Origin of the sequence: Nocardia sp. NPDC006044 (assembly GCF_042871115.1) — a bacterium.
In the GTDB taxonomy this organism is placed as follows: domain Bacteria; phylum Actinomycetota; class Actinomycetes; order Mycobacteriales; family Mycobacteriaceae; genus Nocardia.
In genome coordinates this window covers 3,795,849-3,820,569 of the sequence record NZ_JBIAID010000001.1, presented here as the reverse complement: position 1 = coordinate 3,820,569, position 24,721 = coordinate 3,795,849, and the positions used below count along the sequence as shown (strand labels likewise).

Annotated in this window: 24 protein-coding genes; 16 read left to right on the top strand and 8 right to left on the bottom strand. The window is 68.3% G+C overall.

The window, feature by feature from the left end; translation table 11 throughout:
* The first annotated feature begins 101 nt into the window (after positions 1-101).
* From ACFYO1_RS17485 to ACFYO1_RS17460, 6 genes are read left to right on the top strand one after another with little or no spacing between them, the layout of a single operon-like run.
* The gene (locus ACFYO1_RS17485; protein ID WP_387231604.1) at positions 102-1,439 is read left to right on the top strand and encodes an enolase C-terminal domain-like protein; all 1,338 of its coding nucleotides are present in this window, start codon (positions 102-104) and stop codon (positions 1,437-1,439) included.
* Positions 1,436-2,533: a sugar ABC transporter substrate-binding protein gene (locus ACFYO1_RS17480; RefSeq protein WP_387231602.1), complete on the top strand. Its 1,098-nt coding sequence runs from the start codon at positions 1,436-1,438 to the stop codon at positions 2,531-2,533. Before ACFYO1_RS17485 ends, ACFYO1_RS17480 begins: the two co-directional genes overlap by 4 nt.
* A complete protein-coding gene (locus tag ACFYO1_RS17475; RefSeq protein ID WP_387231600.1) occupies positions 2,530-4,026 on the top strand; it encodes a sugar ABC transporter ATP-binding protein in 1,497 nt (498 codons plus the stop codon). Before ACFYO1_RS17480 ends, ACFYO1_RS17475 begins: the two co-directional genes overlap by 4 nt.
* A complete protein-coding gene (locus ACFYO1_RS17470) occupies positions 4,023-5,021 on the top strand; it encodes an ABC transporter permease (protein WP_387231599.1) in 999 nt (332 codons plus the stop codon). The genes ACFYO1_RS17475 and ACFYO1_RS17470 overlap by 4 nt, the downstream gene beginning before the upstream one ends.
* A 6-nt stretch (positions 5,022-5,027) precedes the next feature.
* Positions 5,028-5,357 (top strand): L-rhamnose mutarotase, encoded by a 330-nt coding sequence (locus tag ACFYO1_RS17465; RefSeq protein ID WP_387231597.1) that lies wholly within the window; start codon positions 5,028-5,030, stop codon positions 5,355-5,357.
* The gene (locus ACFYO1_RS17460) at positions 5,350-6,264 is read left to right on the top strand and encodes an aldo/keto reductase (RefSeq protein ID WP_387231595.1); all 915 of its coding nucleotides are present in this window, start codon (positions 5,350-5,352) and stop codon (positions 6,262-6,264) included. The genes ACFYO1_RS17465 and ACFYO1_RS17460 overlap by 8 nt, the downstream gene beginning before the upstream one ends.
* Positions 6,265-6,281: 17 nt before the next feature.
* Here ACFYO1_RS17460 and ACFYO1_RS17455 read toward each other — a convergent pair whose 3' ends face one another.
* Entirely contained in the window at positions 6,282-6,950 is a 669-nt protein-coding gene (locus ACFYO1_RS17455) for a FadR/GntR family transcriptional regulator (protein WP_387231594.1), read from the bottom strand.
* A gap of 40 nt (positions 6,951-6,990) precedes the next feature.
* Here ACFYO1_RS17455 and ACFYO1_RS17450 point away from each other — a divergent pair, with 40 nt between their 5' ends.
* Positions 6,991-7,872: an amidohydrolase family protein gene (locus ACFYO1_RS17450; RefSeq protein WP_387231593.1), complete on the top strand. Its 882-nt coding sequence runs from the start codon at positions 6,991-6,993 to the stop codon at positions 7,870-7,872.
* A complete protein-coding gene (locus ACFYO1_RS17445; protein WP_387231591.1) occupies positions 7,869-8,729 on the top strand; it encodes a fumarylacetoacetate hydrolase family protein in 861 nt (286 codons plus the stop codon). The genes ACFYO1_RS17450 and ACFYO1_RS17445 overlap by 4 nt, the downstream gene beginning before the upstream one ends.
* A gap of 10 nt (positions 8,730-8,739) precedes the next feature.
* Here ACFYO1_RS17445 and ACFYO1_RS17440 read toward each other — a convergent pair whose 3' ends face one another.
* Complete coding sequence (locus ACFYO1_RS17440) at positions 8,740-9,789, bottom strand: aminotransferase class V-fold PLP-dependent enzyme (RefSeq protein ID WP_387231589.1); 1,050 nt, start codon at positions 9,787-9,789, stop codon at positions 8,740-8,742.
* 75 nt (positions 9,790-9,864) lie between these two features.
* Positions 9,865-10,347 (bottom strand): nuclear transport factor 2 family protein, encoded by a 483-nt coding sequence (locus ACFYO1_RS17435; RefSeq protein ID WP_387231587.1) that lies wholly within the window; start codon positions 10,345-10,347, stop codon positions 9,865-9,867.
* 171 nt (positions 10,348-10,518) lie between these two features.
* Between ACFYO1_RS17435 and ACFYO1_RS17430 the strand changes: the two genes are divergently transcribed.
* Together ACFYO1_RS17430 and ACFYO1_RS17425 are read left to right on the top strand one after the other, a co-directional pair.
* Positions 10,519-10,776: a three-helix bundle dimerization domain-containing protein gene (locus ACFYO1_RS17430; protein WP_387231586.1), complete on the top strand. Its 258-nt coding sequence runs from the start codon at positions 10,519-10,521 to the stop codon at positions 10,774-10,776.
* Between the two features lie 145 nt (positions 10,777-10,921).
* Positions 10,922-11,764, top strand: coding sequence for an IclR family transcriptional regulator (locus ACFYO1_RS17425; protein ID WP_387231584.1), 843 nt, complete (start codon positions 10,922-10,924; stop codon positions 11,762-11,764).
* 8 nt (positions 11,765-11,772) lie between these two features.
* On the opposite strand, the gene hemC is transcribed toward ACFYO1_RS17425, so the two are convergent.
* Entirely contained in the window at positions 11,773-12,702 is a 930-nt protein-coding gene (hemC, locus tag ACFYO1_RS17420) for a hydroxymethylbilane synthase (RefSeq protein ID WP_387231582.1), read from the bottom strand.
* 158 nt (positions 12,703-12,860) lie between these two features.
* Here hemC and ACFYO1_RS17415 point away from each other — a divergent pair, with 158 nt between their 5' ends.
* Both ACFYO1_RS17415 and ACFYO1_RS17410 read left to right on the top strand, forming a co-directional pair.
* The gene (locus ACFYO1_RS17415; RefSeq protein WP_387231580.1) at positions 12,861-14,003 is read left to right on the top strand and encodes an acyl-CoA dehydrogenase family protein; all 1,143 of its coding nucleotides are present in this window, start codon (positions 12,861-12,863) and stop codon (positions 14,001-14,003) included.
* A gap of 187 nt (positions 14,004-14,190) precedes the next feature.
* Positions 14,191-15,135, top strand: coding sequence for an expansin EXLX1 family cellulose-binding protein (locus ACFYO1_RS17410; RefSeq protein ID WP_387231578.1), 945 nt, complete (start codon positions 14,191-14,193; stop codon positions 15,133-15,135).
* Here ACFYO1_RS17410 and ACFYO1_RS17405 read toward each other — a convergent pair.
* Both ACFYO1_RS17405 and ACFYO1_RS17400 read right to left on the bottom strand, forming a co-directional pair.
* The gene (locus ACFYO1_RS17405; protein ID WP_387231576.1) at positions 15,132-16,811 is read right to left on the bottom strand and encodes an FAD-binding dehydrogenase; all 1,680 of its coding nucleotides are present in this window, start codon (positions 16,809-16,811) and stop codon (positions 15,132-15,134) included. The genes ACFYO1_RS17410 and ACFYO1_RS17405 overlap by 4 nt on opposite strands.
* 2 nt (positions 16,812-16,813) lie before the next feature.
* Positions 16,814-17,452 carry a TetR/AcrR family transcriptional regulator gene (locus ACFYO1_RS17400; RefSeq protein WP_387231574.1) on the bottom strand — a complete coding sequence of 213 codons (639 nt, stop codon included), beginning with the start codon at positions 17,450-17,452 and terminating at the stop codon, positions 16,814-16,816.
* 165 nt (positions 17,453-17,617) lie between these two features.
* Between ACFYO1_RS17400 and ACFYO1_RS17395 the strand changes: the two genes are divergently transcribed.
* From ACFYO1_RS17395 to ACFYO1_RS17385, 3 genes are all read left to right on the top strand, one after another.
* Positions 17,618-18,673 (top strand): zinc-binding alcohol dehydrogenase family protein, encoded by a 1,056-nt coding sequence (locus ACFYO1_RS17395; protein WP_387231572.1) that lies wholly within the window; start codon positions 17,618-17,620, stop codon positions 18,671-18,673.
* Between the two features lie 163 nt (positions 18,674-18,836).
* Positions 18,837-19,493, top strand: coding sequence for a cutinase family protein (locus ACFYO1_RS17390; protein WP_387231570.1), 657 nt, complete (start codon positions 18,837-18,839; stop codon positions 19,491-19,493).
* 200 nt (positions 19,494-19,693) lie between these two features.
* Positions 19,694-19,912: a hypothetical protein gene (locus ACFYO1_RS17385; RefSeq protein ID WP_387231568.1), complete on the top strand. Its 219-nt coding sequence runs from the start codon at positions 19,694-19,696 to the stop codon at positions 19,910-19,912.
* Positions 19,913-20,027: 115 nt separating this feature from the next.
* Here ACFYO1_RS17385 and ACFYO1_RS17380 read toward each other — a convergent pair whose 3' ends face one another.
* On the bottom strand, positions 20,028-22,040 hold the full coding sequence (locus tag ACFYO1_RS17380; RefSeq protein ID WP_387231566.1) for an SDR family oxidoreductase: 2,013 nt from the start codon (positions 22,038-22,040) through the stop codon (positions 20,028-20,030).
* Positions 22,041-22,355: 315 nt separating this feature from the next.
* Positions 22,356-24,059, bottom strand: a complete 1,704-nt coding sequence (locus ACFYO1_RS17375) for a bifunctional metallophosphatase/5'-nucleotidase (protein ID WP_387231564.1) — start codon at positions 24,057-24,059, stop codon at positions 22,356-22,358.
* A 128-nt stretch (positions 24,060-24,187) separates the two neighbouring features.
* Between ACFYO1_RS17375 and ACFYO1_RS17370 the strand changes: the two genes are divergently transcribed.
* Positions 24,188-24,664, top strand: a complete 477-nt coding sequence (locus tag ACFYO1_RS17370; RefSeq protein WP_387231562.1) for a hypothetical protein — start codon at positions 24,188-24,190, stop codon at positions 24,662-24,664.
* Positions 24,665-24,721 lie beyond the last annotated feature (57 nt).

The window sequence follows — 24,721 nt, the reverse complement described above, 5'->3', positions numbered from 1 at the left end:
CTGCGCAACCAGGATTGACGAATTCTCGATCTCCCATTGCGCGAAAAGACATCCGATGTATAGTCGTGACCCAGATCACTATCTGGAACGAGGATCTCCCCATGGCGCACCTCACGGCGCTGGACACCGTAGACGTCCGGTTCCCGACGTCGCGCGAGCTGGACGGCTCGGACGCGATGAACCCCGATCCCGACTATTCCGCCGCTTACGTGATCCTGCGGACCGACGATCCGGCGGGTCCGCAGGGGCACGGATTCGCGTTCACGATCGGGCGTGGCAACGACGTCCAGCGGGTCGCGATCCAGTCGCTCGAGCATCTCGTGGTCGGCCGCTCGGTGGCCGAAATCGCCGGGAACCTCGGAGGATTCGCCCGCGACCTGGCCGCCGATTCCCAATTGCGCTGGCTCGGGCCGGAGAAGGGCGTCATGCACATGGCGGTCGGCGCGGTGCTCAACGCGGCGTGGGATCTGGCCGCGAAGCTGGCGGGAAAACCGGTGTGGCAGTTGGTCGCCGAGATGTCGCCGGAGCAGATCGTCGACCTGATCGACTTCCGCTATCTGACCGACGCGCTCACCCCCGGCGAGGCGCTGGAGATCCTCCGCCGCGCGGAGCCGGGTAAGCAGGAGCGCGCGGACCGGCTGGTAGACATCGGATATCCGGCCTATACGACCTCGCCCGGCTGGCTCGGTTACGCGGACGACAAGCTGGCCCGGCTGGCGCGGCAGGCGGTGGCCGACGGATTCCGGACGATCAAGATCAAGGTCGGCCGCGACGTCGAAGAGGACGTGCGCCGGGTCAAGGTCGCCAGGGAGGCGATCGGCCCGGACATCGGGCTGGCCGTCGACGCGAACCAGCGCTGGGACGTCGACGTCGCCGTGGACTGGATTTCCCGGCTGGCGCAGGCGAATCCGGCCTGGGTCGAGGAGCCGACCAGCCCGGACGACATCCTCGGCCACGCCGCGATCCGCAAACGCGTTGCGCCGGTGCGAATCTCGACCGGCGAGCACGGCCAGAACCGGATCCTGTTCAAGCAACTGCTGCAGGCCGGTTCGGTCGACATCTTGCAGATCGACGCGGCCAGGGTCGCCGGACTGAACGAGAATCTGGCGATCCTGTTGCTGGCGGCCAAGTTCGGCGTTCCGGTGGTGCCGCACGCGGGCGGCGTCGGACTGTGCGAGCTCGTCCAGCACCTGGCGATGATCGATTACATCGCGATCACCGGCACCACCGAGGGACGCGCGATCGAATTCGTCGACCACCTGCACGAGCATTTCCGGCATCCGGTGCGCGTGGTCCGCGGCCGCTACCTCGCCCCGCGCGAGCCCGGCTTCAGCGCGGAGATGCGGCCGGAATCATTGCGCGACTACACGTATCCGACCGGAGCCGCGTGGCGCGCGGATCCGCAGGCCCGCCCGACCCGACAGCAGGAGAACCCATGAAAACCGCCAGCCTCATCGGCATAGCCCTCGGCGCCACGTTGGTCATTGCCGCCGGCGCCGCCTGTTCCCGGGAGTCCACCGGAACCGGTCCCGGCGCCCCGGCCGTCACCGTCGGCAGCGGCGCGGAAACCGGTGTGCTCGTCGGCGCGGACCAGCCCCGTTCGGACTCCGACTTCTGGAGCGCCTACGCGGGCTATCTAGGCCCGAAAGCGGCTGCCGCCGGGGTGAAGCTGGAGAACACGTCCTCGGACAACGACGCCAACCGGCTCAAATCGAACGTCGACACCCTGCTGTCCAAGAACGTCAAGGCGATCATCATGGCGCCGCAGGACACCGCCGCGGTGAAGCCCGCGCTCAGCGCGGCGGCCGCGAAGAACGTGCCGGTGGTCAGCGTCGACACCCGGCCGGACAGCGGCGGCGTGTACATGGTCGTGCGCGCGGACAATCGGGCCTACGGCACCAAGTCGTGCCTCTATCTCGGTGAAACCCTGAAGGGCACCGGCAAAGTCGTGGAGTTCCAAGGTGACCTGAGTTCGATCAACGGGCGCGATCGGTCCGAGGCGTTCGCCGAATGCATGAAGACGCGGTATCCCGGCATCAAGGTGATCGAGATCCCGACCGACTGGAAGGGCGATCGCGCCGTGTCGGGCCTCCAGGACAAACTGCTGACCGACCCCGACATCAACGGCATCTACATGCAGGCGGGCGGCGTGTTCCTGCAATCGACGATGGCGCTGCTGCGGCGCACTGGAAAACTGGTGAAAGCCGGTGCGCCGGGCCACATCACGATCGTGTCGAACGACGGCATCAAGGCCGAGCTGGACGCGATCGAGGCGGGCGAGATCGACGCGACCATCTCGCAGCCGGCCGACCTGTACGCGCAATACGCGGCGTTCTACGCCAAGGCCGCCGTCGACGGCCGCAAGTTCGCCCCGGGCCCGACCGATCACGGTTCGACGATCATCGACACCGGGGTCGGCGGCACGCTCGAGGACCAGCTGTCCGCGCCCGTGGTCACCCGCGACGGCGGCAAGGTCGGCGAACTCGACACGGTGAACACCACCGCGCCCGGTCTGTGGGGTCACGGCGGATGACCGGCGAGCCGATCGCCGAGGCGATCGAGGTGTCGAAACGGTTCGGCCGCAACGTGGTCGCGCTCGACCGGGTCGGCCTGCGGGTCGAGGCGGGCCGGACGCACGCGCTGGTCGGCCGCAACGGAGCCGGGAAGTCGACGCTGGTGTCGATCCTGACCGGACTAGAGACTCCCGATGCGGGGGAGGTGCGGTTCAACGGTCTTCCGGCGCCGTCACCCGCCGACCGGGACGGCTGGCGGTCCCGGGTGGCGTGCGTGTATCAGAAGTCGACGATCATCCCGGACCTGTCGGTGGCGGAGAACCTGTTCGTCAACAGCCAGGGTTTCGGCGGCCGGATCATCAACTGGCGCACCGTGCGCGGGCGCGCCCGCGAGCTGCTCGAGACCTGGTCGGTGCCGGTCGAGGTGGATACCGTCGCCCGGGATCTGTCGGTGGAGCATCGGCAACTGGTCGAGATCGCGCGATCCCTCTCGCACGGTGCGCGTTTCATCATTCTGGACGAGCCGACGGCGCAACTCGACGGACCGGCGATCAAGCGGCTGTTCGGCCGTATCGAGGATCTGCAGAAGCAGGGTGTCACCTTCCTGTTCATCTCCCACCATCTGGACGAGACCTACGAAATCTGCCAGGACGTCACCGTTTTCCGGGATGCCAGGCACGTGGTGACCGCGCCGGTCGCCGACCTGGGCAAGCGGGAACTCGTCGCCGCGATGACCGGTGACTCGGTCGAGCTCGAGACGCCGGTCGCGCGGCGTGCTCCGGATGCGTCCGCCGCGCCGACGCTGCGGGTCGAAGGGCTCACTCGGGCAGGCGCATTCGATGACGTGACCTTCGAGGTCAGGCCGGGCGAGATCGTCGGTCTGGCTGGGGGCGGCAGCAGCGGCCGGATCGAGGTCGCCGAGACCATCGTCGGATTGCACCGGGCGGCAGCCGGTTCCGTTCTCGTGTCCGGTGATCGATTGCGCCGCAGCGGTGTGCACGCCGCGCTCGACGCGGGCATCGGGTTCGTGCCGCGCGATCGGCACGACGAAGGTCTGATCCCGGAGATGAGCGTCGCCGACAATGCGACGCTGACCGTGCCCCACCGGCTGGGCCGCCTGGGACTGCTGTCGCGGCGGACCCGGAACGTACTGGCGGGCAGGGCCATCGACGATCTGGGCATCAAGACCGAGGGCCCGGATCAGAGTGTCGCCGAGCTGTCCGGCGGCAATCAGCAGAAGGTGGTGTTCGCCCGTGCGCTCGCCACCGAACCCGCGGTCCTGGTGCTGATCACCCCGACCGCGGGCGTCGACATCCGGTCGAAGGAGACGCTGCGTGGCGTCGTGCGTAACGCCGCGGACCGGGGGACCGCCGTCCTGGTCGTCTCCGACGAGCTGGACGATCTGCGCGACTGCGATCGGGTCCTGGTGATGGTGCAGGGCCGGATCGTTCAGGAATTCGAGAAGGGCTGGGGCGACAAGGAACTCGTCGCGGCCATGGAAGGATTGTCATGACCGCGATCGCTGCGACCCGGCGCCGGCCGGCCGCGGTGCGCTGGGGCGCGCTGCGCGACTTCCTGCTCGTGCCGCCGATTCTGCTGGTGCTGGTGGTCGGGTACTTCATCAACACCAACTTCGTCTCCGCGGCCAACCTGACCAATGTGCTGACCTCGATGAGCGGCATCGCGCTGATCGTGCTGGCCGAGGTGCTGGTGCTGGTGGTGGGCCGGATGGACCTGTCGCTGGAGTCGACCTTCGGGCTCGCGCCCGGCGTCGCCATCTGGGCGACCATGGGTACCGCCAAGGTCGGGGCCTACACCTGGACCGCACCGTGGATGGCCATTCCGATCGCGCTGCTGGTCGGCCTCGCGGTCGGCGCGCTGAACGGGGTGCTGATCGTCCGGTTCGGGCTGAACGGCTTCATCGTCACGCTGGCGATGCTCATCGCGCTGCGCGGGCTGCTCACGTTCCTCACCGAGGGGTTCACGCTCACCAAGATCCCGCCGTCGGTCGAATGGCTCGGGAACACACGGATAGTGGGTGTGCCGGTGGATGTGGCGCTCTGCCTGGCGCTGTTCCTCGCCGGCTATCTCGTGCTCACCTATACGACCGCCGGGCGTGCCCTCTACGCCGTCGGCGGCAACGAGGCCGCCGCGCGGGCCGCGGGCATCCGCACCGGCAACGTCGTCATCGCCGTGCTGATCGTCGCGGGCGGGCTCGCCGCGATCGGCGGGCTCATCTACTCGGGGCAGTTCGCCAGCGTGCAGGTGAGCCAGGGCGACGGGATGATCTTCCAGGTGTTCGCGGCCTGTGTGATCGGCGGCGTGGCACTCAACGGCGGGCGCGGTTCGGTGCTCGGCGCGTTCTTCGGCGTCCTGATTCTCACGCTGATCCAGAAGCTGCTGTCCTACGGCGGAGTCAGCGCCGATTCGCTGAAGTTCATCAACGGTGCGCTGATCCTGGTCGCCCTGGTGATCACCCGCATCGCCAGCGGGCGACGGCAGGAGTGAGTGAGGATGCGAATCGCGTTGCACACCAAGCTGAAAGCCGGTGCCGAGGCCGACTACGAGGCCGCGCATCGTGCGGTACCGGCCGAACTCGTCGCCGCGATCACCGACGCCGGGGCCACGTCCTGGACCATCTGGCGCAGCGGAACCGACCTGTTCCACGTGATCGACTGCGCCGCCTACGATCTGCTGTTGAGCCGGTTGGCGGAACTGCCCGTCAACATCGCGTGGCAGGCCCGGATCAACGAGTATCTCGATGCGGTCCACGACTATTCGGCCGTAGACGCGCCGCTGCCGGTGATGTGGGAGCTGCATGCCCCGGGCGGTTCGGGTGAATGACGTAGCCGACATCGTGCTGGGCGGAGCGGGTTACGCGGGTTTGTTCCGTGCGGTGAGCGAGGAGGACGCCCAGGCCGGTCTGGCGGCGGCGTGGGACGCGGGCATTCGGGCGTTCGATACCGCGCCGCACTATGGCGCGGGCAGCAGCGAGGAGCGGCTCGGGCGGTTTCTGCGGTCCAGGTCGGAGTACACGGTGTCGACCAAGGTCGGACGCCTGCTCTACGACGATCCGTCGGCCCCCGACGGTGTGGACGACTTCTACGGAGCGCCGAAACGCGCACGGCTACGGGACTATTCGGCCGCCGGGGTGCGACAGTCCGTCGCGGATTCGCTGGACCGGCTGGGCTTGGACCGGATAGACCTGCTGCTGATCCATGATCCGGACGAGTATCAAGCCGAGGCGCTCGCCGGGGCGATGCCCGAACTGACGCGGATGCGCGCCGCGGGCGTCGTTTCCGGCATCGGCGTCGGCGTCAACGATGTGGATGTGGCGTTGCGCTTCGTCCGCGAGACAGCCATCGATCACGTGCTGATCGCCGGGAGATACACGTTGCTGGATCGGCGCGCCGAGACCGAGTTGCTCCCCGAGTGCGCCCGTCGAGGCATTCGAGTACTCGTCGCCGGCGTCCTGAACAGCGGAATCCTGGCCGACCCGCGACACGGGGCCACCTTCGACTACCGGCCCGCCCAGCGCCACACCATCGAGCGCGCACGAACCATGGACCGGCTCTGCGCGAAGTACGACGTCCCCTTGCGTGCGGCCGCATTGCAGTTCCCGCGCCGCAACCCCGCCGTCGCCGCCACCGTCATCGGCGCGGGCACCGAAACGGAAGTCGAGGACACCATCGCGATGCTGAACATCGCAGTCCCGGAAGACCTCTGGCACGAGTTGGACCGATGCGCATGACCCGCGGCACACCCGGGTCAGAGGGCCGCGCGCCGCAGCCACTCCATCACGCCGGCCACATGGGCCAGGGCGCGCGCGTGTGCCAGCTCCGGATCGCGGGCGGCGATCGCGTCGCAGATCCCGCGGTGCTCGGCGACCGTGCGCTCGAACGCCTTCTCCTCGGTGATGCCCCGCCAGATCCGCGCGCGCATGGTCGGCAGCGACAGCGAATCCAGCAGCGAGGCAAGCACTTTGTTGCCCGAGGCGGCGGCGATCGCGGCATGGAACTCGAGATCGAGCGCGACCAGCTCGGTCACCGAATTGGTCTCCGGCACCACCAGCGTGCGCAGGTGATCGATCCCGTCCTCCGGCATCGATCGCGCGGCAAGCGCGGTGGCGGCCGGCTCGAGGATGCGCCGGATGCCGAGGATGTCCAATACCGAGTCGTCCTGATGGAATTCGAGCAGGAAGCTCATCGCGTCGAGCAGCGACTTGGGCTCCAGGCTCGCCACGTAGGTGCCGTCGCCCTGCCGCACGTCCAGGATCCGGACCAGCGACAGCGCGCGGACCGCTTCGCGCAACGAGTTGCGCGAGACGCCGAGCTGCGCGGCGAGGTCCGCCTCCCTGGGCAGCCGCGCGCCCGGCTCCAGGTCGCCGGAGATGATCATCGCCTTGATCTTCGCTATCGCGTCGTCGGTGACCGACACCTGTTTCCTTCGCCTTCGGGAATGTGAACGTATGCCTCCGATGACTGTAGACTCCCACGTCCATATCTGGCGGATAGACGGCGGAATGTTCAACGTCGAGTACGACTGGTTAACCGAAACATCGGATGTTTTATACCGGAACTACACCCTGGCCGACGTCGCGCCGGAGCTCGCCGAGCACGGCGTCGGGGCCGTCGTGCTGGTGCAGGCGTCCGACTCGCTGGCCGAGAACCGGGCGCTGCTCGCTGCCGCGGCGGCGACGCCGCACCCGGCGGCCGTGGTCGGCTGGCTGCCGTTGCACCGACCGGACGTGGTCGCCGCCGAACTGCCCAGCCTGCGCGCGCGGCCGGAATTCGCCGGCGTCCGGCACATGATCCACCGCGACCCGGATCCGGAATGGCTGCTGCGCCCCGAGGTTTCGGCCAGTCTCGGGCTCCTCGCCGAGGCGGGCCTCACCTTCGACGCGGTCGCCGAACGGCCCGACCTGCTCGCGCAGGTGCCGCGGATCGCCCGCGAGCATCCCGAGCTGACCATCGTCCTCGATCACCTGGGCAAGCCGCCGATCGCGACCGGTGGTTGGCAACCGTGGGCCGATCTGCTCGCCGAGACGGCCGCCCAGCCCAACGTGGTCGCGAAGATCTCCGGACTGGCCACGGTCTCCGGCGCTGAAATCAGCTCCGCCCGTTGGCAACCCTACGTCGACCACGCGGTGGACGTGTTCGGGGCCGGACGGCTGATGGTCGGCGGCGATTGGCCGTTCACGCTCACGGCGGCGTCGTATCGGACCGTGTGGCACACCACGATGGGCACGCTGGCTCAGCTGAGTCCGGCCGACCGCGTCCAAGTACTGACCGAAGTCGCTTGGCGCACTTACCAGTTACCCCTCGCCCCGACCTGGATGACCGAAGGAGTACCCGAATGAAGTTGCAGCGCATCGGCGAACCGGGCGCGGAGCGGCCGATCGTCCTCGACGGCGACCAGGCCTACGATCTGCGCCCGCTCACCGCCGACATCGACGGCGACTTTCTCGCCGCGGACGGCATCGAAGCCGTCGCCGCGGCGCTTGCCGCGCAACGGCTTACCCGCGTCGACATCACGGGTGAACGCATCGGCGCCCCGATCGCCCGCCCGCACGCGGTGTGGTGCATCGGCATGAACTACGCCGCGCACGCCGCCGAATCGGGAGCGGAGCCGCCGCGAACCCCCGTGTTGTTCTTCAAGACCCCGAACACCGTCGTCGGCCCCTACGATGACGTGCTGATCCCGCGCGACTCCCAGCAAACCGACTGGGAGGTGGAACTGGCCGTGGTGATCGGACGCCGCGCACACTACCTCGGCTCCGTGGACGAGGCGCTGAATCACATTGCCGGATACACCATCTCCAACGACGTCTCCGAACGCGCCTTCCAGCTCGAACAATCGGGCGGTCCATGGTCGAAAGGCAAGTGCTGCGCGACGTTCAACCCACTCGGCCCCGCCCTGGTGCCGCGCGATCGGCTCGACGCCGGGAACCTGCGGCTGCGGTCGTTCGTGAACGGCGAACCGCGCCAGGACTCCAGCACCGCCGACCTGATCTTCGACGTCGGCTATCTGGTCTGGCATCTGTCGCAGTACGCGGTGCTCGAACCCGGCGATGTCATCAACACCGGAACGCCGGAGGGCGTAGCGCTTTCCGGTCGCTATCCCTACCTGCGGGACGGTGACGTGGTGGAGGTCGAGATCGAGGGGATCGGCCGGGCCAGGCAGCGCTGCCGCGATGCTGCGCCGGCGTCGCGGTGAAGCCGGTGGATCATTGCGCGGCAAGCACTTCCAGCGCCCGGTCCACCTCTTCGACGGTGTTGTACAGGTGGAACGAGAAGCGCAACCCGCCGTTGCGCGCGGAGGTGATCACGTCGGCCTCCTCCAGTCGTGGCGCCGCGTCGCCCGCGCCGGGCACGCTGACGATCGGTGACCGGTTCGCCACCGAGGACAGGCCGATCTCGGCCAGCCCCGCGCGGAAGCGGTCGGCCAGGTCGAGGTTGTGCGCGCCGATCTTCTCGATGGTCAACTCCTCGATCAGCGAGACGCCCGCGCTGGCGGAGATCACCCCGAGCCAGTCCGGCGTGGAATCGAAACGCCGGGTGGTGGTCGGCAGTTTGGTCGGGTTGTACAGTTCGGCCCACGGATCCGCGGCCGCGTACCAGCCGGGCCCGACCGGGCGCACCGACTCGGTCGCCTCCGGTCCCGCGGCGAAGAAGGCGACGCTGCGCGCGCCGATCAGCCACTTGAACGTGGCGCACACCCAGTAGTCGGCGTCGGCGAAACTCAACGGCAGCCAGCTCGCCGCCTGGGTCGCGTCCACCAGCAGCCGCGCGCCGTGCGCGCGGGTCGCCGCCCGCAGCGTCGGCAGATCGGTCATCCGCCCGTCCGCGGACTGCACCACGCTCACCGCGACCAGCGCGGTCTCCGGGCGCACCTCCTCGGCCAGCCGCTCCAGCGGCACCACCCGCACCGCGAGATCGCCGCGGTGCAGGAAAGGCATGGTGACCGAGGAGAACTCGCCCTCGGCCACCAGCACCTCGGCACCGGGCGGCAGCGCGACCGCGACCGGCCCGATCAACTGCGAGGCCGCGCTGCCGAGTGCGATATCGTCCGCGCTGGCCCCGGCCAGCAGCCCGGCGTAGGACTCGCGCAACTTGGGGATCAGGTAGTCGTTCGACATCGGGCCGCCGCGACCGGCCGCCCATCGGGCGGTCGCCTCGCGATCGGCGGCCAGCGCGCGGGCGGACGGCAGCCCGAACGAGGCGGTGTTGAGGTAGGTGACTTCGGTCGAGAACTCGCCGGGCGCAAGGGAGGACATACTTAGCAGCATCCGCCGCCGCCATGGCCGCGTCCAGCGCCAGCACCCAGAAAGTGGACCGCTCGCGGGTGACGCCTATTTCGGCGTCGGGGTCGCCCACATGTTGGTCAGGAGCTGATAGCTGGGGGTGTCGGCGAGGGACTGCGTCGACTCGTAGATGCGCTGGTAGCTGGTCGAGGTGATGCGCCAGCTGCCGTCGGCGTCGAGGCGGTAGGCGTCGGTGTAGTAGCCGGCGCCGCGGATGAGCACGCCGTATTCGGTGGCGATGACGGTGTCTTCGAAAGCCCATGAGCCGGTGGCAGTTTCGCCGTCGACCGCGATCTCGGGATGGGTCGCGATGTGCACCGTGACGATCGTGGGGCCGAGGTTTTCGCGCATGAACGCGGTGATGGCGTCGCGGCCGTCCAAGGTGAGTGGCTCGCCGAGGGCATGGGTGCCGTAGCGCCCGGCGGCGTCGACGGCGAGGGTGTCGCCGAACTCGTCCCACCGTTTGAGGTCGAGCGTCCGGAAATAGCGGTACTTGAGCTGACGGACGGCTTCGATGGCGACGAGATCCATTCGACCAGCGTGGCACGCCGCCGCCGGACAAACAATAACCTGTTCTACTTTTCTCGACCCGGATCGTCTGTGTGTCCCGGGCGGACCGTTGGGTACTCGACTCGATGAGGCATGCCGAGCCAGCGCATGCGCTCACCGCACCTACTGTCTCGTCACGATCGGGAGTCCGCTGTGCAGAGCCCTGTTACCTCGCCCAACCCCCACGATCCGTCGCTCGACCAAGCGGTCGCGCTGCATGCCGCCGCGGTCCGCCTGGAGGAGGAGTTCGAGGGTGTCGTCGACGACGACGCCATCGAGCAGTTCCTGCGCTCGGCCTACGATCACGTCGCCGACCACGCCACCATCGACACCTTCCTTCCGCTGCTGGCCGAGCGGTACACGCGAGAGTGGTTGTACGCCATGGTCGGCCATCGGGACGGCAGGGCATAGCTGTCAAGTTTCTTTCCCGGCTACCGAGAAGATCCGTAGTGGTCTCCGTAGTTTCCGGGATTCCACCGGGCGCGCGCCGAGGCACTGTGATGGGTGACACAAACGTGATCTAAGCTCTAGGCGAGCGCCACAGTGGAGGTGAGCTATGACAGTCGAGGCGGTGACTCCTCCCGAATCCGGCGAGTTGTGGGCGGGTTCGGCACCGGTGTCCGCCCGGCCGCCACAGCCGCCGGTCTCGATGATCGAGCGAATGACGTTGATACTGGACGCTTTCGACGGCGCGACGCCGACGCTCACCCTGCTCGGCCTGTCCGAGCGCACCGGCCTGCCGCGGTCCACGGTGCATCGCATCCTCGATCAGATGATCCGCCTACGCTGGCTCGCGCACGCCCCCGGCGGCTATCGATTGGGCATGCGCACGCTGGAGCTGGGCGGACTTGCCGCCGACCACAACGAGATTCGCGATGTGGTGAGCCCGCTGCTGCACGATCTCTGCCAGCGAACCGGCATGGTGGGACATCTCGGCGTGCTCGACGGCCGTGAGGTGCTCTATCTGGACAAGGCCGGCGGCCGGTTCGCCGCCACCGTGCCGACCCGGCTCGGCGGCCGGATGCCCGCGCACAGTACGGCTCTCGGCAAAGCGCTGCTCGCGTCGCTGGAACCGAGCATCGTCGAAACGTCCTTCCGCGATCACCTGCCGCAGTTGACCGCCCGAACCATCTGCGACAGAGCCGAATTGCATCGCGAACTCGCCCGCGTCCGGCAACGCCAAGGCGTGGCGGTCGACAACGAGGAATCGGTGTCGGGCATCGCCTGCGTCGCCGTGCCGATCCGCGGTCGTGGCGCCGCGGTGGCCGCGCTCTCGCTGTCCGGTCAGATCGGCGGCGAGCGAACGGCTTTGGACACCGCGCGACTGGCTCGCGTGCTCGTCGAGGTGGCGCACGAAGCCGGTCGTTCCCTGTTCCCGCGCCACGCCCGCTGGCGCTGACTACCCGCTCAGTGCGGGATCGCGTCGATGATCGCCCGGGCGCCCTGCCGCAGCAGATCCGCGCCGACGAAGAAGCCGAGCGCCTGCGGATCCTCCGGAACGCCCCACTGGTGCGAGTCCAGCCACTGCGTGCCGTCCTCGTTGAACACCTTGCCGTGCAGGGTCAACCGGCCGGTCGCCTCGGTGCTCGCGTAACCCGCGATGGGGGAGTTGCAGTGTCCTTGCAGCGCGTGCAGCATGGCCCGTTCCGCGTCGGCCTGCCGGTGGGTGTCCGGATGATCCAGGCGGGCACCGAGTTCCAGGAGCTCGGTGTCGTCGGCGCGGCATTCGAGGGTGATGATGCCCGCGCCGATGGGCGGGCACATGGTGTCGAGATCGAGGGTCTCGGTGATCCGGTGGGCCTGGCCGACGCGGTGCAGGCCGGAGACGGCCGCGATCAGCACGTCGATGTGGCCCTCTTCGAGCCGGGCCAGCCGGGTGTTGACGTTGCCGCGCAACGGTTTCACCGTCAGGTGCGGGTAGTGCAGGAGCAACTGGGCCCGTCGCCGCACCGAACTGGTGCCGACCACGGTGCCGGCGGGCTGCTCGGCGAGCGGAGCGCCGTTGCCGGTGATCACCGCGTCGTGCACGTCGTCGCGCGGCAGGTAGCCGGCGAACTTCAGGCCCTCGGGCACGGGGATGTCGCCGGGGATGTCCTTGAGGCAGTGCACCGCCAGGTCGGCGTCGTCCACCAGCAGCGCGTGGTCGATCTCCTTGACGAAGGCGCCCTTACCACCGAGCTTGGACAGGTCGCCCATCCAGCGATCGCCCGCGGTGGTGACCTTGACCAGCTCGCTGTCCACCCCGAGCTCGCCGAGCAGGGCGGCGACCTGTTCGGCCTGGGCCAATGCCATGGGACTGGACCGAGTGGCGATCCGGATGATGCGGGCACGCGACATGCCCGGCACGTTACTCCTGCCGCCATCGACGAGCCGCACGCCCTCTGATCTCCCCGCACGGAGAGCTGCCGAGATTCGCCCGGTGGAATCGAGAAATAGTGTGACGGGCGGTACTGGCGCAGCGACAATAGGGGCGAGGCAACTCGAAGTAGGAGCGCGTGATGTACAGCGACGAACATCAGGAGTTCCGGGCGATGGTCCGGCGCTACGTCGAGCAGAAGATCAACCCCCACATCGACGAGTGGGAACAGGCGGAGGCGATGCCGCTGCACGAGATCTTCGCCGACCTGGCGAAGCTCGGCGTCCTGGGGCTCGAGTACGACCCGGCCTACTCGGGGCAGGGTGCCGACCATCTGTTCACCGTGGTGCTGTGCCAGGAGCTGGGCCGCGTCGCGCACGGGTCGTTTCCGATGGCGCTCGGGGTGCACGTCGCGATGGCCACGCCGTCGCTGCACGCGCACGGCAGCGAGGAACTCAAGCGGGAGTACCTCGCGCCCGCCATGCGCGGTGAAACCGTGTGCGGCGTAGCGGTTACCGAGCCGGAGGCCGGGTCGGATGTGGCCGGGATCCGGACCAGCGCGCGCCGCGACGGCGACGACTGGGTGATCAACGGCTCGAAGGTGTTCATCACCAACGCCGTTCAGGCGGACTGGCTGTGCACCCTGGTGCGTACCTCGCCGGAGGGCGGGTACCGCGGGATGAGCCAGATCATCGTGCCCACCGACGCGCCCGGCTTCCGCGTCGACCGCAAGCTGGACAAGCTGGGCATGCGGGCCTCCGACACCGGGCTGCTCACCTTCGAGGACGTGCGAGTTCCGGTGCGCAACACCATCGGTGAGATCGGCAAGGGCTTTCAGCAGCAGATGTCGCAGTTCGTCATGGAGCGGATGTTCGCCGCCTACAGCGCGCCGATCAGCTGTGCGAGGCAACTGGAACTGACCCGCGATTACGCCAAGCAGCGCAAGGTGTTCGGCCAGCCGCTGACCGCGAACCAGTACCTGCAATACACCTACGCCGAGCTCGCCGCGAAGGTGGACATGCTGCGCGTCTACACCGAGGCGATCGCCCAGACCTACACCGCCGGAGGCGATGTCACGCGGATGGCCACGATCGCCAAGCTGGACGCGGGCCGGCTCTCGCGTCAGGTGGCGGACTGGTGTCTGCAGATTCACGGCGGCACCGGCTATATGACGGAGACCTGGACCTCGCGCGCGTATCGGGACAGCCGCCTGCTGAGCATAGGCGGCGGCGCGGATGAGGTCATGCTGCGGGTGCTTTCGCTGATGGACGGGTTCAGCTAGCCGGTGAATTTCCGGTGGGCTGCGGAAGTGTCCAGGAGGGTGCTGGGCATTTGCCCCACGCTTGCTGAAGCATGCTCCTTTCACTGCGGAGAATTTACGTTCAGGGCATGCGACGACCGTTCGGCTGCTTTCCTAGGGGCGTCAGGATGGAGAGTCCGTGAGTAGGTAGAGGCGTAGTCGGGGAGCGATGCACCGCATACCGATCAACCAACGACACTTCCGTTCGGGGTGGCTCTGGTCCGCGATCGGCTTGGTCGCCATCGCGGGCGTGGCCGTGTGGCTGACCCGCCCGGAGCCGGTGCGCTGCGATACGGCGAACGGGGGCGCCGCGCCGGCCACGTCGAATGTGCTGGTCCAGTCGGCGACATCGCGAACGCCGGTGGCCACCAACGGTATCGAGGCCACCGCCGCGCCCGCGCAGGAACCGCAGCCCGTCGTGGCGGGGGAGGCCCGCTTCTATTCGTTCAGCCAGGGCGTGTCCTGCTCGTTCCCCGGGCTGCCCATGGACGGCTTCTATGTGGGCATGTCGACTCAGGAGTTCGGCCGGGCCGATCCGTGCGGCGCGTACCTCGACATCCAGGGTCCGCGCGGCGACGTGCGCGCGCTCATCGTCGACCGTTGCCCGGCATGTGCTCCGGGACAACTGGATTTGAGCGTCGCCGCGTTCACCCAGCTCGCCGATCTGTCCGACGGGGTGGCCAAGGTCCGCTACAGCGTGGTGCGCAATCCCGAGCCGGTGCCGGAGCTGTTCTATCAGGTGAAACCGGACTCCAGCAGCGCCTGGTTCGCCATCCTGCTCAGTGGATCCGGAAACCCGTTGCGCGAGGTCGCGATTCGGCCCTACACCGGCGGCGCGTGGCAGAACCTGACCCGGGGCATGGACAACTACTGGTCCATCTCCGGCGCCGGGCCGGGACCGTTCGACGCGCGCGTCACCGACGTGCACGGCGATCAGGCGGAGATCCTCGGCATCACCCTCACCCCGGGCGTGCGCGCCACCGGCGCCCGGCTCTATGCCGGGACACCGCCGTTCACCGTGCCGGAGGCCACGCACGCGCCGGCGATCGCGCCGACCTCCGTGGCCGCCGCGCCGCCGCCCGCGTCGAAGCTGCCCGCGAGCTGCAGGCGCTAACCGAGTTTCGCGGCCAGCGCCATCCCCGCGGCACGCCCGGAGAAGATGCACCCGCCGAGGAAGGTGCCCTCCAGCGCGTTGTATCCGTGCACCCCGCCGCCGCCGAACCCGGCCACCTCGCCCGCCGCGTAGAGGCCGGGGAACGCGGTGCCGTCCGGGCGCATCACCTGCGAGTCGAGGTTGGTCTGCAAGCCGCCCAGCGTCTTTCGGGTGAGAATGTTCAACCGCACCGCGATCAGCGGACCGGCCGCGGGGTCGAGGATGCGGTGCGGCTTGGCCACCCGGCTGAGCTTGTCACCGAGGAACTGGCGCGCGTTGGTGATCGCCATCAGCTGGCTGTCCTTGGAGTACTTGTTCGCCACATCCCGGTCCCTGGCGACGATCTGGCGTTCCAGCGCGTCATGGTCGAGCTGCGGACCCCGCGCGATCTTGTTCATCCCCGCCACCAGCTCGCGCAGGTTGTCCGCGACCACGAAGTCGACGCCGTGCTGTTTGAACGCCTCCACCGGACCCGGAGCGCCCTTGGCCAGCCGGCTCTTGAGCGTGAATTTCAGGTCCTTGCCGGTGATGTCGGGGTTCTGCTCGGAACCCGAGAGCGCGAACTCCTTCTCGATGATCGACTGGGTGAGCACGAACCAGGAGTAGTCGTAGCCGGTGGCCAGGATCTCTTTCATCGTGGACATGGTGTCGAAACCGGGGAAACACGGTGCGGGCAACCGCTTTCCGTTCGCGTCGAACCACAGCGAGGACGGACCGGGGATGATCCGGATGCCGTGATCGGGCCAGATCGAATCCCAGTTGTTGATGCCCTCGGTGTAGTGCCACATGCGATCCCGGTTGACGATGGCACCGCCCGCGGACTCGGTGATGCCGAGCATCCGTCCGTCCACGTGCGCGGGTACGCCGGAGATCATGGTCTCGGGGCACTTGCCCAGTCGTTCGGTGGGCCAGTTGCGGCGGATCAGCTCGTGGTTGTGGCCGATGCCGCCGGAGGTGACGATCACCGCCTTCGCCCGGAACTCGAACTCGCCGACGATGTTTCGCGACGACGCCTTACCGCGCTCGAGGTCGGTCGCTTCGAGCACACTGCCGCGCACGCCGACCACCGCGTCGTCCTCCACGATCAGTTCATCGACCCGATGCCGGAAACCGAAGCCGACCAGACCTTTTCGCTCACCTTCCAGCACCGGCTCGGCGAACACCCGCACCACCTCCGGCCCGGTGCCCCAGGTGAGGTGGAAGCGCGGCACCGAATTGCCGTGCCCGTCCGCGAAGCCGCCGCCGCGCTCGGCCCAGCTGATCAGCGGCGTCACCCGCAGCCCGAGCTCGTGCAGGTAGTCGCGCTTGATGTCGGTCGCGAAGCGCACATAGGCCTCGGCCCACCGCCGGCCCCACAGGTCCTCGTCGTCGCGGTCGAAACCGGCGGAGCCGAGCCAATCCTGCAACGCCAGGTCGTAGGAGTCCTTGATGCCGAGCCGCCGCTGTTCCGGCGTGTCCACCATGAACAGTCCGCCGAGCGACCAGAACGCTTGCCCGCCCAGGTTGTTGCGGTTCTCCTGATCGAGCACGAGCACCTTGCGGCCCGCCTTGACCAGCTCGTGGGTCGCGACCAGGCCGGCCAGCCCGGCGCCGACGACGATGACATCTGCCTGCTCGGCGAATGCGGGATCGGACATGTTCATCCTTCGGTTTCGGTGCTGTAGGCCAGCACGACGTGATAGATGAGGTCGGTGCGCCGGCGCCGGGCGATCCGGCTGCGCGGTTCCATCAGCACCTGCACGCTGGTGCCGTCGTGCACCGCGACCAGCGCCTGCCCGAGCGCCTCGGGATCGGGCACGGTGCGCCCGACCCGGGCCAGTCCGGCGACGACGGTCGGCATGAGGGCGTTCACGATCGCCTCCTCGCGCGCGGCCATCACCCGGCGCAGTTCGGGATTGCGCAGGGCGTGTGTGGTGAACTCCGCGGTGATCCGGTACCAGCCCTCATCGACGGGTACCGCGCGTTCCAGGCGTTCGATCGAGGTGCGTACGTCGTCGGTGCCGACCGGGATCTCGTCGAGCATGCGCCGCACGTCGGCGAGCATGGCCGCCGAGCGCTGTTCCCACATGGCCAGGAACAGCTCGTCGAGCGAGCCGAAGTTGGAGTAGAACGCGCCGCGGGTGAATCCGGCCCGCTCGCAGACCCGTTCCACGGTCGCCTTGCCGAAGCCCTCCTCGGCGAACGCCTCGTACGCTGCGGTGAGCAGCCGATCCCTGGTCTCGGCGCGGCGGCGGGTGACCCGGGTTGCCGAGGTCTTGGCTTCGGCGGACGACGCCAACGGGCACCTCCTCGAGCGCGGCCGACGAGGGTCGGCGCAATGGATACAGAAATGTATTCAATACAAAAATGTATCAGAAGCGGAGCTGTGACGTGGCGAAATCGGACGAGTAGGGTGGGCGCAGCTCGATACGACCGTGCATCCTGACCATGAGGGGAGATCGGTATGAACGAGGTTGCCCGGACCGCATCGATGACCGGCTGGCGGGTGCGCCGCCCCGGGCCGATCGATGCGGCGCCGCTGGATCAACTGCGCGAACCGGTGCCCGAACCGGCCGCCGACGAGTTACTCGTGCGCGTGCTGGCCTGCGGTGTCTGCCGGACCGACCTCCATGTGGCCGAGGGTGACCTGCCGGTGCATCGCGTGGGTGTGGTGCCGGGGCACGAGGTGGTCGGGGAAGTGGTCGCGGTCGGGTCGGCGGTCGGTGCGGTCGCGGAGGACGCACGCTTCACCGAGGAGTTCGCGGTCGGCGATCGCGTCGGCATCGCTTGGCTGCGACACACCTGCGGTGCCTGCAAGTTCTGCCTGCGCGGTGCGGAGAACCTCTGCCCCCGTTCGGAATACACCGGCTGGGACGCCGACGGCGGCTACGCCGAATTCGCCACCGTGCCCGCGGCGTACGCGCTGCGGCTACCGGATGGCTACGCGGACAACGAACTTGCCCCGCTGCTGTGCGCGGGCATCATCGGCTACCGCGCGCTGCAACGCGCCCAGCTGCCGCCCGGCGGACGCCTGGGCCTCTACGGCTTCGGCGGCAGCGCGCACATCGCCGCGCAGGTGGCGCTGGCCCGCGGCGCGGAGCTGCACGTGATGACCCGCGATCCGGCCGCGCAGGAGCTGGCCCGCGAACTCGGCGCCAGCTCCGTGCAGGGCGCGGCGGATCCGCCTCCGGTGCAGCTGGATTCGGCGATCCTGTTCGCGCCCGTCGGCACGCTGGTGCCGCCCGCGCTCGAGGCGCTGGACCGCGGCGGCATCCTGTCCATCGCCGGTATTCATCTCAGCGACCTGCCGGTCCTGAATTATCAGCGGCATCTGTTCCAGGAGCGGGAAATTCGCTCGGTCACCTCGAACACCCGCACCGATGCCCGCGAATTTCTCGCTCTCGCAAGCGAACATCGCATAGAAGTCACCACCCGTGGGTACTCCTTGGGGATGGCAAATCAGGCCCTTGCCGACCTCGCGCACGGACGTTTCACGGGCGCAGCGGTTCTCGTGCCTTAGAAATAGTGCGCCAGGACACGATTCGGCGCTGAGTACGCATCGTTCGGGTCGTTGTGCTTGACGGGTCGCTCCGCCGTTCTTACCTTCGCAGATATAGCCGAGTGGCACTTGTCGCTGACAAGTGTCATTCGGCTTCTCACAACGGCGTGAGCAGGTGATCACAATGGCAGACCGGAAGGTAATTCATTTCGAAAAGCGGCGGGTGGTACGAGCATTCATCGTGCTACTGCTGGTCGCGGGATTCGGAACGACGACAGGATTGAGTGCGTGGGCCTCGCCTTGCACGGCGGTCGAGGTGGTGGTTGCCCGCGGCACGCAGGAACCCGGATACCTCGGCGCCGCGGTCGGTGATCCCCTGTATGGCACGCTGCTACAGGCGCTTCCGGTGAGTTCGAGCGCCTACCGCGTCGATTACCCGGCGGATCTGCTCGATCCGGCGTCGATCAGCCGGGGCACCCAGGACATGACCGCGCACATCGTGTGGCAGGCCTCGGCCTGCCCGGATCAGCGGTTCATCCTGGTCGGCTACTCGCAGGGCGCGGTCGTCACGCACGGCGTGCTCGGCACCGGCATCGTGACCGGCCTCGGCGGCATCGCCACGCTGCCCGGCTATCTCGAATCCCGGGTGGCGGCGGTGCTGCTGTTCGGCGACCCGCTCCGGCCGATCGGCTGGAACGTGCCCGACCGATACGGCTGGCGCACCGGAAACTACTGCACGGGCGGCGATCCCGTCTGCGGCGGTGGCGGCGATCCCGCCCAGCACGGCAACTACGGCTGGGCCATGTGGCCGGCGGCGCAGTTCGCGGCCGCGCGGGTCTGAGTTCCCGGCCGGGGAATCCGCGGCGGGGCCGGCGCAATGCCGGCCCCGCCGATCGCTGTCCGGCGCCGAATTGTGCACCGGCACAGCAAATTCTCTGAAACGACCGTGGTCCTTTTCGATTCGGATACGCTGCGGCGAAATCCTGTGGAACGCGCAGAGTTCGGACGGCGCCGGGCCTGGGTGCGTGATAGGAACAGCGAATGTCCGATGATTCCGACATCGCACAGGCCCGGGTATTTCTGGACTTGCTTGCCACGCACGCACGCACCCTCGCGCGTGCCATCAATACCGCCGAACGAACTTATCAAGCGCAGCGGCTGCGTGAACTCCACGCCGAACTGAGGACGGTGCGGCACTGCATCGAACGAATCCACTGCCGCTATCCCGATATCGCCCCACCGCACCACGCACGAATCTGACCCGACCCGCGACCGATTTGCCCGGCATCCACCGCCGCGCGCTTCCCGTCCCGCCGCGTACGTTATTGCCGGCCGATTTGTGCGCGGGGGGCGAGATGGTGCGCGGCGGTGGGGATCACCACTGGAGCCCGGGCACCACTCTGGCGACGCGGGCGGCGGGGGCGGGCATGGACATGAAGGGCATCAGAACGGGGGCGAGCACTTTCAGCGGACTGCGGCCCGGGTCGGCCGCAGTCTGCTTCAACGGCTTCTTGCCCTGTGCCGCGGTGGATTCGCCGAAGATGCGGAAGCCCTGATGCAGGATCGTCCGCTTCACCGAGGGCATCAGCAGATCGACGGCCTGCGCGAAAGTGCCGACCGGAGTGTCGATCCGGTGCGGGCGGTCTTCCAGCGCGCGCACCACGATGGCGGCGGCCTGATCCGGGTCCGGCACCGGCAGCGACTTGTAGAGATCGGTCGGCGCGATCATCGGGGTGCGCACCAGCGGCATCCGCACCGAGGTGAAAGTGATGCCCGCGTCCCGGTTTTCGACCGCGGCGATCTCGCTGAAGTTGTCCAGCGCCGACTTGCTCGCCACGTAGGCGGCGAACCGGGGCACCTTGGTCTGCACCGCGATCGAGGAGATGTTGACCACGTGGCCGAAGCGCCGGGCCCGCATCGAGGGCAGCAGCGCCAGGATCAACCGGACCGCGCCGAAGTAGTTGACCGCCATGGTCCGCTCGAAATCGTGCATGCGGTCGGTGGAGTTCAGCACCGAGCGGCGGATCGATCGGCCCGCGTTGTTCACCAGGTAGTCCACGTGGCCGTGCTCGGTGAGGATGGTCTGCACCAGCGTCTCGACGCCGTCCGCGTCGGTGATATCGCACGGATAGTCGTATGCCGCACCGCCTTCCGCGCGCACCGAATCGGCCGCGTCGGCCAGATCGTCCTTGCCGCGGGCCACCATCAGCACGGTGGCGCCGCGGCGGGCGACCGCGTGCGCGGTGGCCAGGCCGATGCCCGAGGACGCGCCGGTGATCAGCACGATCCGCCCGTTGAGCGGCTCGCTGGACACCGCGGGCTGCCCGCGATGCGGGTCGAGGTGCGCTCGCCAGTACTGCCACAGCCGGTCGGCGTAGCTGTCGAACGACGGCACCGACAGGCCGGTGCCGCGCAACTGCGCCCGGGTCGAGTCGGAGATGAACTCCGCCGCGAACGAGGTGTGCGGCGCGACGGCGGCCGGGATCCCCAGCTGCTCCAACAGGAAATCGCGCACGGCGGGCACGCCGGGCAGGTGCGACAGTCCGCTGAGGGCGCGGGCGCTGAGCGGCACCACGCCGATCCCGGCGGGCGCGCCGGCGGCCGTGGCGAGCGCCCCGTACACGTCGCTGAACGGCTGCGGCTCGGGGTTCACCAGGTGGAAGGTGCGCCCGTCCAGGCCCGGCTTGCGCACCAGCACGGCCATCGCGGCCGCCACGTAGTCGACCGGCACGATGTTGGTCGCGCCGAGATCGGGCAGCGGCATCGGGAGCTCGGCCGGCAGCGCGGCCAGCTTGGCGATCGCGGAGAAGAAGTAGTACGGGCCATCGATCTTGTCCATCTCGCCGGTGCGCGAGTCGCCTACCACGATCGCGGGCCGGTACACCCGCCAGCGCACGCCCCGCGAATCGCGGACGAGCTGCTCGGCCGCGAACTTGGTCCGGTGGTACGGCGAGGTGAGCTGCTGGCCGAGGTCGAAGTCCTCCTCGAAGAACTTGCCCCGGTGGTCGCCGGCCACCGCGACCGACGAAACATGGTGCAGCACAGCGCCGATCGAGCGGGCCAGGTCGAGTACCGACCGGGTGCCCGCGACGTTGGCCGCGTGCGCGGTGTCCTCGTCGGCGGTCATGTCGTAGACCGCGCCGAGGTGGATGATGTGGTCGGCCCGCGGCGCCTCGCGGGTCAGCCCGAGCCCGTCCGCGGTGAGGTCGCCGACCAGCGAGAACACCCGCTCGCCGCCGTCCCATCCGGTGGCCAGGTCGGCGAACTTCTGCAACGATTCCTCGCGCACGAGGACATGAATGACGGCGTCGGGCTCCCGATCCAGGAGCTCTTGAACGACCCGCCGGCCCAAGAATCCGGTACCGCCCGTCACGATGTAGGTAGCCATCGCCCTCTCCTGCTGTTCATTCGAACCGTGTTGTCGCACAAGTCATCCGGCATGCAACGGTGAATGCGGAGATTTCGGTTCGGCCGCGAGACGCAGACCTGACGCGGTAACAGCGATCGGGCCGAAAGTAGGAACCCCTTCGTCCTGACTTATGCAAAACTGTAATGGGTCCAGATCGACTCCGGCAAGCGTTCCGGACCGGATCACGTTGTGGGACTGGTCACCCATCGGCGCAGGTCAAAGGGTAAGTGTTACAACAATTTCCATATATCCTACTACTGGTCAACCGTCCAATTAAGTTGGGCTACTGCACAGTTATCGCTTCTCCACCCGAGCGGCAGGCAGCTGGACCGGTGACCCGTCCCGGAAGAGAGCCTCGAGGGCGACCAGATCGGTCGGGCCGGGGACGCTGTCGGTGCCCTGGGTGAAGACCGTGAAGCCGTCGCCGCCGGAGGCGAGGAAGCTGTTGGTCGTGATGCGGTAGGCGGCAACGGGATCGAGTGGCAGGCCCGCGATCCGGACGCTGTCGCCGATCACCTTGGCGCCCTTGGGCGCCGAGTCCGAATAGGCGTAGGTGAGGCCCGCGGGGGAGAGCGTCGCGGGCTTGCTGGCGTTGTCCCACTGCTGCTCGAGCAGGCGCAGGACCTGCTGCCCGGTGAGGGTGAGGGTGACGACCTGATTGCCGAACGGCTGGACCGTGTAGATGTCGCCGTAGGTGACCGGCCCCGCCTTGATATCGGCGCGGACGCCGCCGGGGTTCATGAACGCCGCCACCGCGGGAACCGGTCCGGCGGTGGCCGCGAGCATCGAGTCCGCGATGACCGCGCCGAGCGGCGAGACGCCGGCCGCGTCCGGATCGTGCGGCAGCGTCGCGGCGGCCGTGCCGACCACCCTGGCCGTGCGCGGGCGGGCCTGCTCGGTGTAGAAGTTCACCAGGGCGGTGGTGGACGAGTCGGGCGTGACGTCGCGGGTGACCACTCGATTGACCGCCGCGGCCCGCACGCCGCCGGGGGTGAAACTCAGTGTCAGGTCGGTGATCAGCCGGCCGTAGGAGGCCGCCTGGGTGACCGACTTGCCGTCGATGGCGCACACGTAGGACTGGTGGCTGTGCGCGGTGAACAGCGCCGTCACCGCCGGGTCGATGCGCTCGGCCAGATCGGTGACGTTCGGCGTGATGTCGGCGCAGCCGTTGTAGTCGACCTGGGCGCCGGCGGTGGTGCGCTGGCTGCCGCCGTCGTGCATCAGCGCGACGACCGTCTCGGCGCCCGCCGCCTTCAAATCCGGGACATAGCGGTTGATCGCCGCGGCCTCGTCACCGAAGGTGAATCCCCGAATGCCTTCGGGGAAAACAAGGTTCACGGTATCGGGGGTGACCGTGCCGACGAGGCCGATCTTGTGGGCGCCGACCTGCACGATGGTCCACGGCTTCAGCGCCGGCGGCAGCTTGCCCTCGGCGTCGGTGACGTTCGCGGCCAGATACGGGAACTTGGCACCGGTGAACGGTTCGCCGGGCGAACATCCGTCCGGCGCGCAGCCGCCCTGCTGAAGGCGCGCCAATTCCATTACCCCGTGGTCGAATTCGTGATTACCGACCGACGAGGCGGCGACTCCGATGGTGTTCATGAAGGTGACGGTCGGCTCGTCGTGGAAGAGCCCGGACACCAGCGGGCTGGCTCCGATATCGTCACCCGCCGCGACGATCGCGCTCGCCGGATAGGCCGCCTTCAGTCGCGCCAGATGCGTTGCCAGGTAGGCGGCGCCGCCCGCGTCGTAGCCCGCCACCTTTCCGGTCGAGCCCGCGGGCGGCTCCAGATTGCCGTGCAGATCGTTGAGCCCGAACAGGTGCACCTCGTCGGGCTTCGCCGCGGGCAGATCGTTCGTCGAGATGAGCGGGATCACCCCGGGCGCGGTCGAGGTCGTCGGACCGCTGCCCTTGTCGTTCGCGGTGCCGCAGCCCGCGAACAAGGCGACGCTCACGATTCCGGCAACAACAGCGGCAAGCCGACGGCGCGCGTTCATCCTCAGACTGTCCCACGCACGGCCCGCCGCTGTCAGCGGGAAACCGGTCATGCGGCCGTGTGAGTGACATACTGCCTAGTCAAAGGGACAGACATGTGCAGTTCACGACCACATGGAGGGCTCGTTCTTTGACATTCTCCGCCAAAACCGGGCTGGTGACGTGTGCGCTGGCCGCTACCGCGCTGCTGCCAGGAGCCCCAGCTCAGGCCGATGATTCGCTGTTCGGCGTCGCACCGGAGATCTCGCGGCAGATCTGCGACGGTAAGGATCACGACGACCGCTGGTATCAGGAGGTCGGCGAATGGCTGGAGTTGTCTCCGGCCATTTTCGACAAACCGGTGCACAGCGAAACCCGCGCCGAACTCTTTCGGAATCCCGCGTTCGTCCACGACACCCGGCAGGCGACGTGTGACCAGGAAGACGCCTATAACGGGAAACTGAAGGAATTGATCACCAAGTACTACAAACCGGGAAATCTGGCACCGGACTGCGGCACCACCCAGGGGCTGCAACGCTATATCGATCGGCGGCTGGCCGTCTTCCACTGGGTCGCCGCGAATGACTGGAGCGCGCCGAAACCGTCCGCTCCCACCTGCTCGGCCTGAACCGTCGTTCACGGCCGGCGTTGAGCCGCACCGCGTTTCGCCCGGTGCGGCTCAACG

Coding starts and splice junctions, on each gene's coding strand:
- ACFYO1_RS17410 (WP_387231578.1), top strand. CDS start 14,191: ATGCACCGCATACCGATCAACCAACGACACTTCCGTTCGGGGTGGCTC.
- hemC (WP_387231582.1), bottom strand. CDS start 12,702: ATGTCGCGTGCCCGCATCATCCGGATCGCCACTCGGTCCAGTCCCATG.
- ACFYO1_RS17375 (WP_387231564.1), bottom strand. CDS start 24,059: ATGAACGCGCGCCGTCGGCTTGCCGCTGTTGTTGCCGGAATCGTGAGC.
- ACFYO1_RS17405 (WP_387231576.1), bottom strand. CDS start 16,811: ATGTCCGATCCCGCATTCGCCGAGCAGGCAGATGTCATCGTCGTCGGC.
- ACFYO1_RS17475 (WP_387231600.1), top strand. CDS start 2,530: ATGACCGGCGAGCCGATCGCCGAGGCGATCGAGGTGTCGAAACGGTTC.
- ACFYO1_RS17425 (WP_387231584.1), top strand. CDS start 10,922: ATGACAGTCGAGGCGGTGACTCCTCCCGAATCCGGCGAGTTGTGGGCG.
- ACFYO1_RS17385 (WP_387231568.1), top strand. CDS start 19,694: ATGTCCGATGATTCCGACATCGCACAGGCCCGGGTATTTCTGGACTTG.
- ACFYO1_RS17395 (WP_387231572.1), top strand. CDS start 17,618: ATGAACGAGGTTGCCCGGACCGCATCGATGACCGGCTGGCGGGTGCGC.
- ACFYO1_RS17380 (WP_387231566.1), bottom strand. CDS start 22,040: ATGGCTACCTACATCGTGACGGGCGGTACCGGATTCTTGGGCCGGCGG.
- ACFYO1_RS17485 (WP_387231604.1), top strand. CDS start 102: ATGGCGCACCTCACGGCGCTGGACACCGTAGACGTCCGGTTCCCGACG.
- ACFYO1_RS17440 (WP_387231589.1), bottom strand. CDS start 9,789: ATGTCCTCCCTTGCGCCCGGCGAGTTCTCGACCGAAGTCACCTACCTC.
- ACFYO1_RS17445 (WP_387231591.1), top strand. CDS start 7,869: ATGAAGTTGCAGCGCATCGGCGAACCGGGCGCGGAGCGGCCGATCGTC.
- ACFYO1_RS17435 (WP_387231587.1), bottom strand. CDS start 10,347: ATGGATCTCGTCGCCATCGAAGCCGTCCGTCAGCTCAAGTACCGCTAT.
- ACFYO1_RS17390 (WP_387231570.1), top strand. CDS start 18,837: ATGGCAGACCGGAAGGTAATTCATTTCGAAAAGCGGCGGGTGGTACGA.
- ACFYO1_RS17450 (WP_387231593.1), top strand. CDS start 6,991: ATGACTGTAGACTCCCACGTCCATATCTGGCGGATAGACGGCGGAATG.
- ACFYO1_RS17480 (WP_387231602.1), top strand. CDS start 1,436: ATGAAAACCGCCAGCCTCATCGGCATAGCCCTCGGCGCCACGTTGGTC.
- ACFYO1_RS17470 (WP_387231599.1), top strand. CDS start 4,023: ATGACCGCGATCGCTGCGACCCGGCGCCGGCCGGCCGCGGTGCGCTGG.
- ACFYO1_RS17465 (WP_387231597.1), top strand. CDS start 5,028: ATGCGAATCGCGTTGCACACCAAGCTGAAAGCCGGTGCCGAGGCCGAC.